Annotated in this window: 16 protein-coding genes and 1 riboswitch; of the genes, 6 read left to right on the forward strand and 10 right to left on the reverse strand. The window is 72.5% G+C overall.

The window, feature by feature from the left end:
• The first annotated feature begins 56 nt into the window (after window positions 1–56).
• The 5 genes from cysS (at window position 57) to AC29IT_RS11575 (ending at window position 6,156) form a co-directional block, all read left to right on the forward strand.
• Window positions 57–1,451, forward strand: coding sequence for a cysteine--tRNA ligase (gene cysS, locus AC29IT_RS11555; RefSeq protein ID WP_358435008.1), 1,395 nt, complete (start codon window positions 57–59; stop codon window positions 1,449–1,451).
• A 7-nt stretch (window positions 1,452–1,458) separates the two neighbouring features.
• A complete protein-coding gene (gene rlmB, locus AC29IT_RS11560) occupies window positions 1,459–2,430 on the forward strand; it encodes a 23S rRNA (guanosine(2251)-2'-O)-methyltransferase RlmB (RefSeq protein ID WP_358435011.1) in 972 nt (323 codons plus the stop codon).
• A 172-nt stretch (window positions 2,431–2,602) separates the two neighbouring features.
• Window positions 2,603–4,027: an MBOAT family O-acyltransferase gene (locus AC29IT_RS11565; RefSeq protein ID WP_488218699.1), complete on the forward strand. Its 1,425-nt coding sequence runs from the start codon at window positions 2,603–2,605 to the stop codon at window positions 4,025–4,027.
• Window positions 4,028–4,295: 268 nt separating this feature from the next.
• A riboswitch (Fluoride riboswitch) is annotated at window positions 4,296–4,359 on the forward strand.
• Between the two features lie 14 nt (window positions 4,360–4,373).
• Complete coding sequence (locus tag AC29IT_RS11570; protein ID WP_488218700.1) at window positions 4,374–4,814, forward strand: NUDIX hydrolase; 441 nt, start codon at window positions 4,374–4,376, stop codon at window positions 4,812–4,814.
• Window positions 4,815–4,872: 58 nt separating this feature from the next.
• Window positions 4,873–6,156 carry an alginate O-acetyltransferase AlgX-related protein gene (locus tag AC29IT_RS11575; protein WP_358435019.1) on the forward strand — a complete coding sequence of 428 codons (1,284 nt, stop codon included), beginning with the start codon at window positions 4,873–4,875 and terminating at the stop codon, window positions 6,154–6,156.
• 213 nt (window positions 6,157–6,369) lie between these two features.
• On the opposite strand, the gene AC29IT_RS11580 is transcribed toward AC29IT_RS11575, so the two are convergent.
• From AC29IT_RS11580 to AC29IT_RS11600, 5 genes are all read right to left on the reverse strand, one after another.
• The gene (locus AC29IT_RS11580; protein WP_358435022.1) at window positions 6,370–6,879 is read right to left on the reverse strand and encodes an ion channel; all 510 of its coding nucleotides are present in this window, start codon (window positions 6,877–6,879) and stop codon (window positions 6,370–6,372) included.
• A gap of 42 nt (window positions 6,880–6,921) precedes the next feature.
• Window positions 6,922–7,800, reverse strand: coding sequence for a metal ABC transporter permease (locus AC29IT_RS11585; protein ID WP_358435025.1), 879 nt, complete (start codon window positions 7,798–7,800; stop codon window positions 6,922–6,924).
• Window positions 7,797–8,657 (reverse strand): metal ABC transporter ATP-binding protein, encoded by an 861-nt coding sequence (locus AC29IT_RS11590; RefSeq protein WP_488218701.1) that lies wholly within the window; start codon window positions 8,655–8,657, stop codon window positions 7,797–7,799. Before AC29IT_RS11590 ends, AC29IT_RS11585 begins: the two co-directional genes overlap by 4 nt.
• A gap of 86 nt (window positions 8,658–8,743) precedes the next feature.
• Window positions 8,744–9,784: a metal ABC transporter solute-binding protein, Zn/Mn family gene (locus tag AC29IT_RS11595; RefSeq protein WP_488218702.1), complete on the reverse strand. Its 1,041-nt coding sequence runs from the start codon at window positions 9,782–9,784 to the stop codon at window positions 8,744–8,746.
• Window positions 9,785–10,252: 468 nt separating this feature from the next.
• Window positions 10,253–11,350, reverse strand: a complete 1,098-nt coding sequence (locus tag AC29IT_RS11600; protein ID WP_358435031.1) for an ABC transporter ATP-binding protein — start codon at window positions 11,348–11,350, stop codon at window positions 10,253–10,255.
• 187 nt (window positions 11,351–11,537) lie between these two features.
• Between AC29IT_RS11600 and AC29IT_RS11605 the strand changes: the two genes are divergently transcribed.
• The gene (locus tag AC29IT_RS11605; protein WP_358435033.1) at window positions 11,538–12,638 is read left to right on the forward strand and encodes a LacI family DNA-binding transcriptional regulator; all 1,101 of its coding nucleotides are present in this window, start codon (window positions 11,538–11,540) and stop codon (window positions 12,636–12,638) included.
• Window positions 12,639–12,666: 28 nt separating this feature from the next.
• On the opposite strand, the gene AC29IT_RS11610 is transcribed toward AC29IT_RS11605, so the two are convergent.
• The 5 genes from AC29IT_RS11610 to otsB form a co-directional block, all read right to left on the reverse strand.
• Window positions 12,667–14,259 carry a polyamine aminopropyltransferase gene (locus AC29IT_RS11610; protein WP_358435036.1) on the reverse strand — a complete coding sequence of 531 codons (1,593 nt, stop codon included), beginning with the start codon at window positions 14,257–14,259 and terminating at the stop codon, window positions 12,667–12,669.
• Between the two features lie 10 nt (window positions 14,260–14,269).
• Window positions 14,270–14,695 carry a DUF350 domain-containing protein gene (locus AC29IT_RS11615; protein ID WP_488218703.1) on the reverse strand — a complete coding sequence of 142 codons (426 nt, stop codon included), beginning with the start codon at window positions 14,693–14,695 and terminating at the stop codon, window positions 14,270–14,272.
• 52 nt (window positions 14,696–14,747) lie between these two features.
• The gene (locus AC29IT_RS11620) at window positions 14,748–15,182 is read right to left on the reverse strand and encodes a DUF4247 domain-containing protein (protein WP_358435041.1); all 435 of its coding nucleotides are present in this window, start codon (window positions 15,180–15,182) and stop codon (window positions 14,748–14,750) included.
• A gap of 11 nt (window positions 15,183–15,193) precedes the next feature.
• Window positions 15,194–15,796, reverse strand: coding sequence for a DUF4178 domain-containing protein (locus tag AC29IT_RS11625; RefSeq protein WP_358435043.1), 603 nt, complete (start codon window positions 15,794–15,796; stop codon window positions 15,194–15,196).
• Between the two features lie 189 nt (window positions 15,797–15,985).
• Window positions 15,986–18,538, reverse strand: coding sequence for a trehalose-phosphatase (gene otsB / locus AC29IT_RS11630; protein WP_488218704.1), 2,553 nt, complete (start codon window positions 18,536–18,538; stop codon window positions 15,986–15,988).
• Between the last annotated feature and the right edge of the window lie 2 nt (window positions 18,539–18,540).

Consider the following 18,540-nt stretch of genomic DNA (forward strand, 5'->3'; position numbering starts at 1 on the left):
TGACGAGCAGGCCCCTGTCGTGGTTCACGATCGGAGGACCCCCGTACCATCGAGGCGTGAGCCTGCACCTGCATGACACCGCGACCCGCACGACGCGCGAATTCCACCCGCGCTGCGACGGAGTGGCGTCGATCTACGTCTGTGGGGCGACGGTGCAGGGCGTGCCGCACATCGGGCACGTGCGCAGCGGGCTCGACTTCGACGTGCTGCGCCGCTGGCTGCTGCACACCGGGTACGACGTGCGGCTGGTCCGCAACGTCACCGACATCGACGACAAGATCATCGCGAAGGCGGGGGAGGCCGGCCGCCCCTGGTGGGAGTGGGCCGCCACCCACGAGCGCGCCTTCGAGAGCGCCTACGACCGGCTCGGCTGCCTCCCGCCGTCCGCGCTGCCCCGCGCCACCGGGCACATCGGGCAGATGGTCGACCTGATCCAGCGGCTGATCGACAAGGACCACGCCTACCCGTCGGGCGGCGACGTGTACTTCTCCGTCGGCTCCTTCGCCGCGGAGTACGGACGGTTGTCCGGCCAGCGCCTCGACGAGGTGCAGCAGGGCGAGAGCGCGGCGTCCGGCAAGCGCGACCCCCGCGACTTCACGCTGTGGAAGGGAGCCAAGCCCGGCGAACCGAGCTGGCCCACGCCGTGGGGCGACGGCCGCCCCGGCTGGCACCTGGAGTGCTCGGCGATGGCCACCTACTACCTCGGCGCCGAGTTCGACATCCACGGCGGCGGCCTGGACCTGGTGTTCCCGCACCACGAGAACGAACTCGCCCAGTCGAACGCGGCGGGCGACCCGTTCGCGCGCTACTGGCTGCACAACGCCTGGGTGACGATGAGCGGCGAGAAGATGTCGAAGTCGCTCGGCAACACCATGAGCATCCCGGCCGTGCTGGAACGCGCTCGCGCCTGCGAGCTGCGCTACTACCTGGTGGCCCCGCACTACCGCTCGACCCTGGAGTTCTCCGAGGAGGCGCTGCAGGAAGCGGTCGCCACCTACCGGCGCATCGAATCCTTCGTGCACCGCGTCGCGCAGCGCACCGGCGGGGTGGGGCACGGGGAGGTGCGCGCCGAATTCGCCGCGGCGATGGACGACGACCTGTCCACGCCGCAGGCGGTGGCCGCGGTGCACACCACGATCCGGGAGGGCAACGCCGCGCTCGACACCGGTGACGACGAGGCCGCGCGCGCCGCGGCGGCCTCGGTGCGCACCATGACCGATGTGCTCGGCCTGGACCCCCTCGCCCCGCAGTGGGCCGAGGAGTCCGGCGCGGACGACGCCGCGCGCCGAGCACTCGCAGAGCTGGTCGACGGCCTGCTGGAGCAGCGGCAGAAGGCTCGGGCGGAGCGCGACTTCGCCACCGCCGACCTGCTGCGGGACCGGCTGCTGGCTTCCGGCGTCGCCGTCGAGGACACACCCGACGGTCCGTTGTGGACACTCAAGGACGGGTGAACGAACGTTGGCAGGCAACGACAAGCGCCGTGGGGCGACCCGCAAGCCGGGCACCAAGAAGGGGATGGTGAAGGGCTCCGGCGGCCAGCGCCGCAAGGGCCTCGAAGGCAAGGGCCCCACCCCCAAGGCCAAGGACCGGGTCCCGCACCCGGCCAAGAAGCGCGCGGACGCGGCCAAGGCCCGCACCGAGCAGCAGAACCGCAGGCAGCGCGAACAGCGCGACCTGCCCGAGATGGTGGCCGGCCGCAACCCGGTCGCCGAGTGCCTCCGCGCGGGCGTGCCCGCCACCGGGCTGTACGTGGCGCAGGGCATCGACACCGACGACCGGGTCAGGGACGCGGTGCGCACCGCGTCCGACAAGGGCATCTCGGTGATCGACGTGCCGCGCACCGAACTGGACCGGATCACCGGCGGGGCGATGCACCAGGGCCTCGCGCTGCAGGTGCCGCCGTTCAAGTACGCGCACCCGGACGAGGTGCTCGAGCACGCCGCCGACTCCGGCCTGCCGCCGCTGCTGGTGGCGCTGGACGGCGTCACCGACCCGCGGAACCTGGGGGCGGTGATCCGCTCGGCCGCCGCCTTCGGCGCGCACGGCGTGATCCTCCCGCAGCGCCGCAGCGCCGGGATGACCGCCGTCGCGTGGCGCACCAGCGCGGGCACCGCGGCGCAGCTGCCGGTGGCGATGGCCGTGAACCTCACCCGCACCCTCAAGGACCTCAAGAACGAGGGCCTGATGGTCGTGGGGCTCGACGCGGACTCCGACATCACCTCCGACGAGCTGGAACTGGCCAGCGGACCGCTGGTGGTCGTCGTCGGTTCCGAAGGCCGCGGGCTGTCCCGGCTGGTGCGGGACACCTGCGACCAGACGGTGTCGATCCCGATGGCCGGGCAGGTGGAGTCGCTGAACGCCTCCGTCGCGGCCGGCGTGGTGCTGGCCGAGGTGGCGCGGCGCCGCCGGATCAAGCCCGTCACCTACTGACCGCCGGGGAGCGGCCCGTCCGTCCCGTCCCATCGGGCGGATGGGCCGCCCACCGCGGTGCGTCGTGGTGAGCTCGGGCATTCGACGTCGGTGCGGGTGGGCGCTCGGCTAGGCTCCGAAGCCGAGTCGATCGGGAGGCCAGGGTCTCCCAGCACCGCGAGGCCCCACACCGATGTACTTCTCCACTCCGCTGTTCCTCTGGTACTTCCTGCCGGTCGTGCTGGCGGCGGTGCTCATCGCGCCGCGATCCGCGCGCAACGCCATCGTGGCCGTCGCGAGCCTGGTGTTCTACGCCAGCGGCGCGGGCGGCACCACCCTGCTGCTGCTGGCGTGCATCGTCGTCAACTTCCTCACGGGCAAGGCCCTCGAACCCGAAGCGGAGCACCCGCAGCGCCGCGCCCTGCTCATCGGCGCCGTCTCGTTCGACCTGCTGGTGCTGGTGGTGTGGAAGTACGCCGGCTTCGCCACCGAGCAGCTGGCGACGCTGACCCGGTGGTTCGGCGGCGACTTCCCGGTGCTGCAGCTGGCGCTGCCGATCGGCATCTCCTTCTACACGTTCCACCACATCTCCTACGTGGTCGACGTGTACCGCGGCGAACGGCCCGCGCTGCGCAACCCGGTCGGCTTCGTCACCTACATCGCGATGTTCCCGCAGCTGGTCGCCGGCCCGATCGTGCGCTACCGGGAGATCGCCGACCAGCTCCCGCAGCAGCGCACCCACCGGCTCGACGACGTCGCCGCAGGCTTCCCGCGGTTCGCGTGGGGGCTGACGAAGAAGGTCGTCGTCGCCGACACGCTCGCCCCGATGGTCGACGCCTGCTTCGCGACGCCCGCCGAGGACATGAGCTTCGCCGTCGCCTGGCTCGGCGCCATCGGCTACACCGTGCAGCTGTACTTCGACTTCTCCGGCTACTCCGACATGGCGATCGGGCTGGGGCGGATGCTCGGGTTCCGGCTGCCGGAGAACTTCGCCCGCCCCTACTCCTCGGTGACCGTCACCGAGTTCTGGCGGCGCTGGCACATGTCGCTGTCCCGCTGGTTCCGCGACTACGTCTACATCCCGCTCGGCGGCAACCGGCACGGCACCGGGCGCACCTACCTGAACCTGACGATCATCTTCGTGCTCACCGGGTTCTGGCACGGCGCGGCCTGGACCTACCTGGTGTGGGGCCTGTTCCATGGGGCGCTGCTGGTCGTCGAACGCGCCACCGGGCACGACTCGGCGCCCGCGGACCGCTGGGCGCGGCTGGGCAGGCGGGCGCTGACGCTGCTGCTGGTCGTGCTGGGCTGGGTGTTCTTCCGGGCGCCCGACCTGGGCACCGCGTTCACGATGATCGGTCACATGCTGCTGCCGGACCTGTCCGGGCTCACCGACATCGTCGCCGCCTCGGTGACCCACCAGCGGGTGTTCTTCCTGCTGGTGGCGCTGGTCGTGGTGCTGCTGCCCGCCTCCACCGGGACCGGGGCGTTCCTGGAGTCGGTGCGGTCCCGGCAGGCGAACGCGCTGCGGGCGGCGGTGATGACGGTCGGGCTGCTGTACTCCGGGCTGCTCGTAGCCACCGGCTCGTTCAGCCCGTTCTTGTACTACCAGTTCTGAGGGCTTGCCCGGCTCTTTTCGCGTTGGGGTGGGGTGGCGGAACCTCAGCGCTTTCCTCGCTGCGGGATCGTTTTCACAGGTGGCTCCGCCACAGGAGAAATCGCTGTCCTCGCGAGGAAAGCGCTGAGTACCCGCGGGTGGTCCTGCTACGTGCGTGGTCTCCGCTCAGCGGCTTCGCCGCTGACAGGACGAAGGCATGGCCCTGTGCTCGTTCGGATGCCGGGTTCGGGTCGTTGGGCCGTTGTGGTGGGGGTGGGGTGGGCGGAGACTGGGCGGTGGCGATGAGGCTCGCCGGAAGTGCGGAACACGCCGCTGATGGCCTCTTCGGATCGCGAGGAGGCTCGCCATGTCGCACATCCACGTCCTGCTGCGCTGCTCCGCCGCCGTGTTCTTCGGCGACCGCGTGCTGCTGGTGCGCCGCCGGGAGCACGACGACTGGGTGCTGCCCGGCGGCACCCCGCGGCCGGGGGAGGACTTCCACGCCTGCGTGCGGCGCGAGCTGCGCGAGGAGACCGACATGCTGATCGACCCGGGCAGCTGCGCGCTCATCGTCGAAACCGTGCGGCCCTACGCCGAGCGGCTGGTCGACGTCGTGTTCCGCTCGTCGGGGCGGCCCGCCGGGCAACCGCGGTTCCGGGAGGACGGGCTGCGGCCCGACCTGGTCCCGGTCGCCGAGCTGCACCGGCTCGACCTGCACCCGCCGATCGCGGCGCAGCTGGCCGAACTGCACGCGGACCGCGAACCCGCGCCACCCCGGTACCTGCGGAACGACCGGGCACCGGCATAGCGGGACCGGTGCGGGGGAACCGGGCACGTGGACCGCCCGGTCGGGCTAACGTAGCGACGTGTCGAGGACGGAACCCACCGAGTTACCCGCGGTCCACGAGTCGTGGCTGCCGCGCGAACACCCGATGCACCGGCCGCGGCACGGCAAGCGCCAGCTGACCGCCCTGGTGTGCGCGCTGCTGTTCCTCACCGCGCCCGCGACCACCTGGGTGTTCGGCGCGCGGGCCGAACAGCTGGAGAACCGGCCGCTGGCGGAGTTCCCGAGCATCACCGACGGCTGGGGCTTCCTCACCGGGCTGTCGCCGTGGGCCGCGGAGAACCTGCCGTTCCGCGGGACCGCCGTCCGGTCCGTGCACTCGATCAGCCAGGGCGTGTTCGGCGAGCAGGCGCGGCTCGAATCGGGGACGCACAGCTCGCCCACTGGCACCGGCAGCGACCAGCAGCAGCCCCGGCAGCCGCTGGACGAGAACGTGTTCCCGAAGGTCATCGAGGGCCGCGCGGGCTGGCTGTACCTCGGCCACGACGTCGCCTACCCGTGCACGCCGAAGCGCAGCCTCGACGAGGTGATCACCGGACTGCAGCGCTGGCGCCGCGTCGTGGAGGCCTCCGGGCGGAAGTTCCAGCTGGTCATCGCGCCGGACAAGTCGACGATGTACCCGGCGAACCTGCCGCCGGACTACGCGGGCAAGGACTGCTCCTCGCAGGCCAGGGCGGAGTTCTGGCGGCGGCTGCCCACCGCGACAGGCGCGATCGACCTGCGGGAACCGCTGCTCGAATCCGCCGACCGCAACGGGCGCGCGATCTACCACGACATCGACACGCACTGGACGCACGAAGGCGGCATCACGATGGTGTACCAGCTGGCCGAGCGGCTGGCCCCGGGCAGCACCGCCACCTGGAAGCTGCAGCCCGGCAGGCAGTACCCGCACTCCGCGGACATCCCGGACCTGCTCGGGCAGCGCCGCACCGTGCCGATCCAGGCCTACTCGCTGGCGCCGGACGGCGGCTCCGACCACACCCGCTTCGAACCCAGCGACTTCCACGAGCCGCTGCACCTGAAGTCGATGCCGCGGACCGGCATGATCGCCGAGCCGACGCGGATGGTGGGCGACTCGTTCACCCAGTTCGCCAGCCCGTACCTGGCCGCGACGTTCGCCGACATCAGCATCGTGCACCCGGAGGAGATCGCGAAGCGGCCGCGGGAGACGGCGGGGCTGCTCGCCGAGGGCGACGTGGTGACCTTCGAGCTGTCCGAGCGGTTCGTCTCCGGCGGCCGCTACGACCTGCTCGACCCGGCCGTCGCGGACCAGGTGGGCGCCGTGCTCGCCGCCGACCCGCGCTGACCGGCGGTTCCCCGGCTCGCGGGCTCCTGCTGCCGGCTCGTGCTGCGGAGTGCTCGGGTGGCGCGTCGCCGGCCGCGCTCCCGGTGCGGGCGCGATTCCTGAGGTACGCCCGCGACCTCGCCGTCCGCGCGGGAACCCGCGGCGGCACCGGTGCCCCGGGTGCTCGTCGGCTCCGCCGCTGACGGGGCGCGGGTCCGAGGGCGGGCCCCGTGCTCACCGGGTGGCGTTGCGGACGGCCGTGACCGCCGCGCCGAGGAACCCCAGGTTGAACACCAGGTGCACGCCCACCAGCACCCGCGCCGCCTGCGAGGAGGCGTGCACGTCCCCGAACCCGACCGTGCTGGTGATCGACAGCGCGAAGTACAGCGCATCCACCTTGGTGCGCAGCGAGGCGATCGACCCCGGCCAGTGCGCGTTCAACGCGCAGTACACCGCCGCGAAGAACAGCACCGCCAGGTACAGCGAGATCAGCACCCCGGTCAGCGCCACGCCCCCGGAACGGAACCGGCGGACCTGGCGCACGATCACCACGGCCACCACGACCAGGCCCGCCGCGAACGCGCCGACGAACGCCCACGTGCCGCGCACGTCGAACACGCCCAGCGGCAGCGCGAAGTACACCGCGGTGCTCGCGGCGACGGCCAGCGCGGTCACCGCCGTCCGGCGCAGCAGGCCCCGCTCCGAGGAGAACACCCGCTCAGCGTGCGTGCCCCGGGCGGTCACCGCCGGACGATCGGACGGCGATCAGCGGGCCCGGATCGCGGCTCAGGCGGCCGCGGGAGCGCGCGAGACGCGGCGCAGCCGCACGTTGCCGACCGCGCGGCACACCAGGTAGATCGCGAACGACAGGATCGTCACGAAGGCGCTCACCGGCGCCCCCGGCGCCAGCGACAGCACGATGCCGCCCAGCACCGCGACCTCGGCGAACACCACGGCCAGCACCGTGGACAGCAGCGGGCTCGCGGTCACCCGCGCCGCCGCCGCGCCCGGCGTCACCATCAGCGCCAGCACCAGCAGCGCACCCACCGTGTACACGCCGAGCGCGGTCGCCACGCCCACCAGCACCGCGAACAGCGGGCTGAGCAGCCGGGCCGGCACGCCGCGCGCCGCCGCCACGTCGGGGTCGACGCTGGCGAACAGCAGCGGCCGGTACACCACGGCCAGCACGACCAGCACCACCGCGGCGCTCCCGGCCAGCAGCGCCACGTCGGCCGAGTCCACGCCGACGATCTGGCCGATGAGCAGGCTGAACTTGTTCGAGGTGCGCTCCGGGTTCATCCACAGCAGCAGCACCCCGAGGCCGAGGCCGAACGACAGGATCGCGCCGATCACCGAGTCCCGCTCCCCGCCGCGCTGCCCGAGGAACCCGAGCAGCAGCGCCGCCACCACCGCGCCGCCGAGCGCCCCGGCCCCGACGCTCGCGCCGAACAGCAGGGCGGCGGCCGCGCCGGTGAACGCGAGCTCCGCGGTGCCGTGCACCGCGAACGACATCTTCCGCGCCACCACCAGCGGTGCCAGCGCCCCCGACACCAGGCCGAGCGCGGCCGCGGCCAGCAGCGCCTGCTGCACGAACGGGTAGCCGAGCAGGTTCCCGGTGAGCTCGAAGTCGAAGAACCGGCTCAGGGCGTCCAGCAGGGTGTTCATGAGGTGGTCTCCGCGTCGACGTGGTGGTGATCGACTTCGTCGGTGCCGGTGACGACGAGCCTGCCGCCGACCCGGGCCACCTCGACGTCCGACCGGTACAGCTCGGACAGCGTCGCCGAGGTCATCACCTCGTCCGGCGTGCCGATCCGGAACCGGCCGTCGACCAGGTACAGGATCCGGTCCACCAGCGGCAGCACCGGGTTGATCTCGTGCGTCACGAACAGCACCGCCGAGCCGGTCTCCCGCGCCTGCCGGGCGATCAGCCTGCTCACGTTGCGCTGGTGCGCGATGTCCAGCGACAGCAGCGGCTCGTCGCACAGCAGCACGTGCGGATCGCCGACCAGGGCCTGCGCGACCCGCAGCCGCTGCTGCTCACCGCCGGAGAGCAGGCCCAGCGGCATCCGCGCGTACTCGGTGGCCTCCACCGCGCGCAGCGCCCGCTCGACCCGCTGCCTGCGGTCCTTGCGGCCGCGGAAGCCCACCCCCCAGTGGTGGCCGTCCAAGCCGAGGCCGACGAGGTCGCTGCCGCGGACCGTGAGCGTCGGATCCACCGAGCGCTGCTGCGGGATGTAGCCGATGCGGGAGCTCCCGCGCCGCGCCGCCTCGCCCGCGATCCGCACCTCGCCGCCGCTGAGCGGCTGCAACCCGAGCAGCACCCGCAGCAGGCTCGTCTTCCCCGAACCGTTGGGGCCGAGCACCGCGAGGAACTCGCCGGGGTGCACGTCCAGGTCCAGCCCGTCCCACAGGACGCGCGGGCCGTAGGAGAGGCGGGCGCCGCGCAACCGGACCGCGGGATCCCGCCCGGTGGTATCCGGTTCGGTGCGGTCCGGTGCTTCGGTGTCGGTGCTGGGTTCCACGTGGCTCTCGGATCAGTGGTGGGGTCGGTTCGGGCGCCGGGCCGGTGGACGGGCGGTCCACCGCCCCGGCGAAGGCGCCCGCCGGGTCAGGCCCGGCCGGTCAGCGCGTTCTGCAGCGCCGAGATCTGGCCGTCCATCCACCGCACGTAGTCCTGGTTCTGCTGCGGCAGCGTCTCGGTCATCTCGACGACCGGGGTCTGATTCTGCTCCGCGTCCTTGCGGACGGATTCGGTGACCGGCGATTCGGTCTGCGGGTTGTAGATGACGGCGGCGGCCTGCTTGGAGTTCACCGCGTTCTGGATCTCCGCGACGGAGGCGGCGGACGGGTCGTTGCCGTCCTCGACGGAGTTCACGAAGGACTGCGGGGTGATGTCGGTGAGCCCGGCCGCCTCGACGAGGTACTGCGCGACGGGTTCGGTGACGATGACCTTCTTGCCGTGCTCGGTGGCCGAGATCTGCTGCACCCGGCCCTCCAGGCCGCCGATCTGCTCGCCGAAGCGGGCGGCGCCGTCGTGGAACGCCTGCGACTTCTCCGGCTGGAGCTCACCGAGCCGGTCGGCGACCTGGTCGGCGGTCTCGCGCACCACGTGCAGGTCGTACCAGACATGCTCGTTCACCGAGTGGTCGTGGTGGTGCCCCTCGTGCGCGTCGCCCGCGTGCTCGGCGCCGTGCTCGTCGGCGGGTTCGCCCGCGTGCTCGTCGTGGTCCGCGGCGGGTTCGCCCGCGTGGTCATCCGCGTGGTCGCCGTGCTCGTGCTCGCCTCCGAAGGCCTGCACGGTCGGCTTGTCGCCGCTCGTGCCGAGGATCTTCTCGGCGAACTCGTCGTAGCCGCCGCCGTTGAGCAGCACCAGGTCGGCCTCGCTGATCTTCGCCGCGTCCTGCGGGCTGCTCTCGTAGGAGTGCGGGTCGGCCGCGGGGTCGTCGATGATCGATTCGACGTCGACGTCCTGGCCGCCGACGGCCCTGGCCACCGAGGCCCAGACGTTGGTGGTGGCGACGACCTTGAGCTTGCCGTCGTCGGCGCTCTGGCCGGAACCGCCGCCGCAGGCACCTGCGGTCAGCGCGACTACGGCGAGCCCGGTCAGCGCCGCGCCGCTGCGGCGGGCACGTCGGGTGAAGACGGTCATGAACGCACTCCTCGGGGAACGCACCGTGGTGGTGGGCGGCCGGGAGCCGAGTTCGGCGACGACCGCAAACGGAAACCGTTGTCATGTGCAGCGTACGCCGCGAGGTGCGGGGAAGTGCCCCAGCGGGCGGGCCGTTCGTTGTGAACATGACAACGTTTCGCATTATCGCGCCGGAGTGCGCCCGCCCGCTCTGCCGCACCGGACGGGCGGTCAGACCGAGGCGCCGGTCAGGCGGTCCGTTCACCCCGATCGCGCGTGGCGGACCGCCCGCCCGACGGCATCGGTCAGGCGGTCCGTTCACGTCGACCTCGCGTGGCTGGTGAACGGACCGTTCGTCCCGGTAGATCGGACGGGCGGTCCGTTCACCCGGCCTCGCGGTGCTGGGCGGGCCACCCGACCGGGATCCCGGGGGCGGACAGCACGATGCCCCCGCCGGGCGGGCGGGGGCATCGCAGGCGTGCGGGTGGATCAGCTGGTCAGGCGGGTGCCGTCGTCCGGGCGGAACAGGTGCACCTCGCCGGAGTCGCGCAGCGCCACCTTCACCTGCTGGCCCAGCGCGGGCGGGGTCCGGCCGTCGGTGCGGACCACGAACCGCTGCGGCTGCCCGGCGACCTGGATGCTGCCGTGCACCAGGGCGTCCGCGCCGAGTTCCTCGACGAGCTCGACGGTCATCGTCATGGCCTTCTCGTCCTCGCCGGAGACCAGGCTCAGCGCCTCCGGGCGCACGCCGAAGGTCACCTCCTGCAGCCCGTCGGCCGCGGCCAGTGCGGCGCGGGTCAGCGGGATGGTCTGCCCGTCGAGCTCGGCGCCCCCCGCGGACAGCGGCACCGTCTTGAGGTTCATCGCGGGCGAGCCGATGAAGCCGGCGACGAACGCGTTGCGCGGGTTCTCGTACAGCTCGCGCGGGCTGGCGACCTGCTGGAGCAGCCCGTCCTTGAGCACCGCGACCCGGTGGCCCATGGTCATGGCCTCCACCTGGTCGTGCGTGACGTAGATCGTGGTGGTGGCCAGCCGCTTCTGCAGCGCGGCGATGTTGGCGCGGGTCTCCACGCGCAGCTTCGCGTCCAGGTTGGACAGCGGTTCGTCCATCAGGAAGACGCTGGGCTCGCGGACGATGGCGCGGCCCATCGCGACGCGCTGGCGCTGGCCGCCGGAGAGCGCCTTGGGCTTGCGGTCCAGGTACTTCTCCAGGTCGAGCATCTTGGCGGCCTCGGTGACCTTGGCCCGGATCTCGTCCTTGGGGGTCTTGCGCAGCTTCAGCGCGAAGCCCATGTTGTCGGCGACCGTCATGTGCGGGTACAGCGCGTAGGACTGGAAGACCATCGCGATGTCGCGCGCCTTCGGCGGGGTGTTGGTGACGTCCTGGCCGCCGATGGTGATGGCGCCTTCGTCGACGTCCTCCAGGCCGGCGAGCATGCGCAGCGCGGTCGACTTGCCCGAGCCGGACGGTCCGACCAGGACCAGGAACTCTCCGTCGTCGACCTGCAGATCGAGTGCGTTGACGGCTCGCACCGGTGGGTTACCCGGGTAGAGGCGGGATGCCTGGACGTATGCAACCTCGGACATCTGGGACGCACCTTTCACTGACTCGGGTTAAGCACAACGTAGCGCTTAACCGAGTTAAGGTCATCCCTTTCCTCGAACCGGTTCGGAAAGTGATCATCCGACTACTCGTGGTGATCGTTGCCGATCGGCAATGGGATCTGCATCTCGGCGGCTTCACCGCCGGGTACTGAACCGTTACGGTTCCTCCATGGCTCGGTCAACGAATGCCCGACGGCCTGCGACGCTGGCTTCGCTGGCGGCGGAGCTCGGGGTCTCCAGGACCACGGTGTCGAACGCGTACAACCGCCCGGATCAGCTCTCGCCGGAGCTCCGGAAGCGGGTGCTCGACACCGCGCGCAGGCTCGGCTACCCGGGCCCCGATCCGGTCGCGCGCTCGCTCCGCACCCGGAAGGCCGGGGCGGTCGGGCTGCTGCTCACCGAGAACCTCTCCTACGCCTTCCGCGACCCGGCCGCGATCCAGTTCCTCGAAGGGCTCGCGCTGGCCTGCGAAGACGCCGGGCACGGCCTGCTGCTCATCCCGGCCAGCCCGGAGCGCGAAGACGTCGCCTCGGTGCACCGCGCCGGTGTCGACGGGTTCGTCGTGTACTCGGTGCCCGACGACGACCCGCACCTGGCCGCCGTGCTCGAACGCCCGGTGCCGGTCGTCATCTGCGACCAGCCGCGCATCGACCAGCTGGACTGGGTCGGGCCCGACGACGAAGGCGCGGTGCGCGTCCTCGCCGAGCACCTGATCGGCCTCGGCCACCGCCGCATCGGCGTGTCCTGCATGCGCCTGGCGCGCGGCCGCAACGACGGCGTCGCCTCCGTGCACCGGCAGGCGAACGCCAGCTTCCACGTGCAGCGCTCCCGGCTCACCGCGCTCGCCGCCGCGTTCAGCGAAGCCGGCGTCGACTGGGCGCAGGTCCCGGTGGTGGAGCGCTTCGACCACAGCACCGAGTCCGGCGCCTCCGCCGCGGCCCAGCTGCTGGAGATCGACCCGGAGATCACCGCGATCATCTGCACCTCCGACATACTGGCCCTCGGCGCGCTGGAAGAGGCGCGGCGCCGCGGCGTGCGGGTGCCCGAAGACCTCACCATCACCGGCTTCGACGGCATCGACGACGCCGACCGGGCCGGACTCACGACGGTCCGCCAGCCGGTGCTGGAGAAGGGCCGGGCCGCGGGCCGCCTGCTGCTGGACACCAGCGAACCCGGCAGGCCGCGCGACGTGCTGCTCGAAACCCGGCTGATCACCGGCACCACCGCCGCCCCGCCCCGCTCCGCCGAAGAGCGCTGGTTCGGTCCGTGATCCGAGCGCGAACCCGGGCGCCGGCGGTTCAGTAGTTCCGCCACTCGTCCTGGACGTAGCTCAGGATCGTGGGGTGCAGCAGCGTCGACGGGGTCAGCCCGCTGATCCGGGCGCGGTCCGGCGGGAACGCCGCGGCGGCGGCCAGCGTCCGCGGGTCCAGCGAGCGCAGCGGCGGGGCGTCCGCGGGCAGCCGCAGCTCGCGGGCCGGTCCGGCGGCGCCCAGGTGGAAGCCCCACTCGCCGAAGCTCGGCACCGAGGCCTGGTAGGGCGTGGTGCCCAGCCCGGCCTCCCGCATCGTCGCCTCGATCGCCCAGAACGCCTTCGGCGCGAAGTACGGCGAGCCCGCCTGCACGACGACCCGCGCGTCGTCGGTCATCGCGCGCCGCACCAGCCCGTAGAACTCGGTGGAGTACAGCTTCGCGGTCGCCGTCGAGTCCGGGTCCGGCATGTCCACGACCACCGCGTCGAACCGCGCCCGGTCGTCGCGCAGCCAGCCGAACGCGTCCGCGGACACCAGGTGCACCCGCGGGTCCTCGAACGCGCCCCCGTTCAGCGCCGTCACCCGCGGGTCGGTGCGGGCGAGCCGCGGCACCGCCGGATCCAGCTCCACCAGGGTCACGTCCCGCACGTCCGGGTAGCGCAGCACTTCGCGCAGCGCCAGCCCGTCGCCGCCGCCGAGGATCAGCACGTGCGAACGGGGGCCGTCGAGCACCGGGTGCACCAGCGCCTCGTGGTACCGGTACTCGTCGACCGAGCTGAACTGCAGGTCGCCGTTCAGGTAGAGCCGGGTGTCCGGGTCGCCGTCCAGCGGGAACGACTCGGTCAGCACGATCTCCTGGTACGGGGTGCGCAGCGACTGCACCACCGGGTCCCGGTACAGCGCCTGCCGGGCGGTCACCTCGAACTCGTCGGAGAGCAGCCACGCCGTGCCGAGCACGCCCGCGACCAGCACCGTTCCGGACACGAGCAGCAGCAGCGCCCGCTTCGACAGCTCCCGGCGGAACACGACGAGCACCAGGCCGAGTCCGGCCGCCGCGTTGAGCATCCCCACCAGCAGCGCGCCCTGCAGCTGCCCGAACACCGGGAGCAGCACGAACGGGAACGCCAGCCCGCCGAGCAGCCCGCCGACGTAGTCGGCGGCGAACAGGTCGGCCACCGCCGATCCCGCGTCCTGCTTCCGGATGCGCTGCAGCAGCACCATCAGCAGCGGGATCTCGGCGCCGATCAGCAGCCCCAGCGCCAGGGAGGTCACCACCAGCGCCGGGGTGTACAGGCTCAGCCAGGCGAACGCGGCGTACAGCAGCAGCACGCTGAGCCCGCCGATGAGCGCGAGCAGCACCTCCACCGCGGCGAACGCGGCCGCGGCCCGGCGCTGCAGCGGTTTCGCGGCGAGCGCGCCCACGCCCATCGCGAACACCATCAGCGACAGCACGATCGACGCCTGCCCGACGGTGTCGCCGATCAGGTAGCTGCCGAGCGCGACCAGCGCCAGCTCGTACACCAGACCGCACGCGGCGCACAGGAACACCGCCACCAGCACCGCGGTGCGGGCGGCGCGGCCGCGCGGAGCGGGCTCCGCAGGCGCGTCGGCGCGGGCGTCCAGGTCGGCACCGGTGGTCACGGGGTCACCGTCACCAGATGGCGGCGGCCATCAGCGCCGCGATCACCAGGTGCGCCGCCGCCGACACCCAGGTGCCGGGGTGCATGGTCTCCGCGGACAGCTCCTCGCCCAGCCTGCCGGGGGTGAGCGCGTCGATGAGCAGGAAGGACAGGCTCATCAGCACCAATCCGATCAGCCCGTACACGACGGTGCCGAGCAGCCCGGCGACCAGGTCGTCGGAGCTGGCGGCGATGGCGGTGGTGAGGACGATCCCGACGCCGATCAGCCCGGACACCAGCAGCAGCGCCGCGTTCGGGTTGCGCCGCACCCAGATCAGGTCGCGCAGCTTGCCGGGCGTGGCGAGGTCCACCAGCAGGTAGCCGAGGCCCATCATCATCGTGCCGATCACCCCGTAGGCGACCGCGGCGATCAGGCCGGAGAGCAGGTTCTGGTACAAGGTCGTGCCCTTCTTCGTCTGCGGGGGCCGCGCACCGCGGCCCGAGGAGCGCTCACTTGCCGGAGCCCGGCCCGCCACCGCGGAACGTCTCGCCGCGGTGACCGCCCCAGCCCCACACCCCGCCGAGGTGCGAGTGGTAGTGGCGGTAGGCCCGATCGGCGTCCATCAGGTGGATCACCGAACCCGCGCCGTGCGGCTGGACGATCACCGCGTCGTCGGAATAGCGCAGGTAGACGCCGCTGCTGTCGGTGTGCTGCGACTGCGGCTTCCGCCGGGAGGTGATCTCCCGCGCCACCACCGGCACCGGTTTCGGGCTGGTGTAGGCCTCGTCCCTGGCGTCCGCGATGTCCAGCGCGGGGGCGCGCTGGTAGTGCGCGGGCACGTAGCCGCGCGGCCCGGAGCCGCCGCTGAACACCGCGATCACCGCGATGAGCAGCGCCACGACCGCGCCGACGCTCGCCAGCGCGATCCAGATCCCTCGTCCCATGGCGGTGCGCCTCAGTCCGCGGTCGGGTAGATGCGCACGTCGTACCGGCTGAGCCGTTCGCCGGTGCTCGCCTCCCAGCCGGAGTCGCCGTAGGACTCGAAGCCCAGCAGCGCGCCGTCGTCGGCGGCGTAGTCCTGGTAGCGGACGGTGCCCTGCTCGTCGAGGCCGGTGGTGGCCTCGCTGCGGAACGTCGCCGAGCCGGATTCCTCGCGCGCGTAGCGGCGGCCGCCGAACTCGACGTGCTTCCCGCCGGGCTCACCGGCGTCGTCGGCCGGCGTCCACAGCGTCAGCTCCAGGTCCGGGTCCTCTTCGACGCCGAGCCACACCTGGGTGCCCTTCGCGTCGTCGAGCAGGTGCTCCGCCCAGCCCCAGCCGCCTTCGACGAGCCGCAGCGAGCCGCGCACCGTGTAGCTCAGCCCGCGCACCTCCACGATGTCGCCTGCCTTGAGCCGCCGCGGATCACCGCGCAGCGAGTCCTCGTCGCCGGTGTGGAACGGGTCGGTCGGCCCGCTCGCCGCCTGCGGCGCGGCCCGGGTGCGGCGGTACAGCAGCACCAGGCTCGACACCGCGACGGCGATGCCGATGAGCACGATCGCGATCGTCAATCCCGTCACGTGGTCCCCCCAGAAGTCCGCGCGTCACCGCGCGAGTGCGTCATCCCGCGGCGGAGCGTAACGGCCGTGGTCGACCCGAACGGCGGTTTCGCCGCGAAACGTGATCTGGAATCCGGGGCGGAACGCGGCACGGGCCGTCCACCCGGTGGGTGAACGGCCCGTGCCGTGGAGCGTGCGGTCAGCGCGCGGTCACCGGGAGAGCAGCTGCGCGCAGCGGATCAGGCCCAGGTGGGAGTACGCCTGCGGGTGGTTGCCCAGCGAACGCTCCGCGATCGGGTCGTACTCCTCGGCGAGCAGCCCGGTCGGTCCCGCGGTGTCCACGATCTGCTGGAACAGCTCCTCGGCCTCGGTGCGGCGGCCGATCAGCAGGTACGCCTCGATCAGCCAGGCCGCGCACAGGTGGAAGCCGCCCTCGTCGCCCGGCAGCCCGTCGTCCCGGCGGTAGCGGTACACGGTGGAGCCGCTGCGCAGCTCCGACTCGATCGCGTTCACCGTGGCGCGGAACCGCTCGTCGGACGGGTCGATCAGGCCGGACAGGCCCACGTGCAGCGAGGCCGCGTCCAGGTCGGAACCCTCGTAGGCGGTGGTGAACGCCTGCACGTCCGGCTGCCAGCCGTTCTTGATGACGTCCTGCGCGATCTCGTCGCGCAGCGGGCCCCAGGCGGGCTCGGCCTCCCGGTCGTACCGCTCGGCGATCTTGACGGCGCGGTCCAGCGTGACCCAGCACATCACCTTCGAGTACACGTGGTGGCGCGGCTGGTCGCGCTCCTCCCAGATGCCGTGGTCCGGTTCGAACCAGCGGTGCGAGACGGCCTCGGCCATCGCCTTCACCAGCTGCCAGTCGCGGTCCCGCACGCCGCCGGTCACCTCGGCGAGGTGCCAGACGAGCTCCACGACCGGCCCGAACACGTCCAGCTGGACCTGCTGGTCGGCGAGGTTGCCGACGCGCACCGGCCGCGAACCGGCGTAACCGGGCAGGCTGTCGATCACGGCCTCCGGCCCGAGGCTGGTGCCCTGCAGGCTGTACAGCGGGTGCAGGCGCTCCGGTCCGGGCAGCGTCTCCAGCACGCGGTGCAGCCAGTCCAGGAAACCTTCCGCCTCGGCGGTGGAACCCAGCGTGACCAGCGCCTGCGCGGTCATCGAGCCGTCCCGCAGCCAGCAGTAGCGGTAGTCCCAGTTGCGGACGCCGCCGATCTCCTCCGGCAGCGAGGTCGTCGCGGCCGCCATGATCCCGCCGGTGTCGGTGTTGCACAGGCCGCGCAGCGTCAGCGCGGACCGGCCGACCAGGTCGGTCTCCACGGCGGGCAGCGTCAGCGTCGCCAGCCAGTCCGACCAGTACACGTCGGCGGCGGCGCGGCGCTGCTGCTCGGTGCGCTCGGACGGGGACAGGTCCTCGGTGCCGCAGCGCAGCTCCAGCACGACCGGTGCCTCGTCGGGGGCGGACACCACGGCCCGCGCCGATTCGTGCATCCCGTCGGAGGAGATCTCCCAGGTGATGCCGGGGGCGTGCAGCACCATCGGCTCCGCGGTGCCCATCACCCGCAGCCCGTCCCGTTCGGCGACGAGCCGCACCGGGACCTGGCCGAACTCGGGGCGCGGCGCGAACTCGATGGCGGCCTTCGTCTCGCCGCTGATCACCCGGATGAGGTCGGTGCGGTGCCCGTCGACCCCGTGCTCCAGGTAGTCGGTGACCAGCAGCCGCGACCAGCGGGTCTCGACGGTCATGGTGCCCGGCACGTAGCGCTGGCCCAGCGGCAGCGGGCTGCGCGGCGCGCCGTCCCCGCCGTGCGGGCGGATGGAGAAGTGGCCTGCGCCGGGGCCGCCGAGCAGGTCGGCGAACACGGCCGCCGAGTCCGGGCCCGGGTGGCACATCCAGGTCAGCCGCGCGTCCGGGGTGAGCAGGGCGACGGTGCGCTCGTTGGACAGCATGGTGAGCCGCTCGATCGGCGGGGCCTGCTCGCCGTAGAGCCAGGTGCGCCGTTCTTCCATCAGGAAGGCGAGCGCGGTCGCGACCTGCGTGGTGTCGGCGACGCGGAACTCGGCGAGCGTGTCGCCGTCGCCGACCTTCAGCCCCAGGTCGGGGCCGTGCAGCCGGGCGAACGCCTTCTCGTCGGTGACGTCGTCGCCGAGGAAGATCGCGGCGGTGGCGGCGACCTGGTGGCGCAGCGCGTCGAGGGCGTTGCCCTTGTCGGTCTGCACCACGGCCAGCTCGATCACGGCCTTGCCGTCGGTGACCTGCACGCCGTCCCAGGTGGCGGGTCCGGAGCGGACTTCGTCGAGCACGCTCTCGGCGACGTCGTCCGCGGCGCGGCGCACGTGCACCGCGACGCTGGCCGGCTTCGCCTCGAGGGTGACGCCCTCCTTGCCGGCGACGATGTCCTGCAGGCCGCGCTGCAGCCGGGTGCGCAGCTCGGTGGCCTGCGGTTCGAGTTCGTGCACGAAGCCCACGTCGAACTCGGAGCCGTGGCTGCCGACGAGGTGGACCTCGGAGGGGAGGCGGGACAGGGTGGCCAGGTCGCGCAGCGCGCGGCCGGAGATCACTGCGGTGGTCGTCGCAGGCAGGGACGCCAGCGAACGCAGCGCGTGCACCGATTCGGGGAGCGGCTTGGCCGCGTTCGGGTCGGCCACGATCGGGGCGAGAGTGCCGTCATAGTCGCAGGCGACCAGCAGTCGAGGGGTGCGCGCGAGCTGGACGATCGTGCGGCGCAGCTCGGCGGGGAGAGCTTCGGCGGTCAACGCCATAC

Source organism: Saccharopolyspora sp. MMCC62 (genome assembly GCF_057736575.1).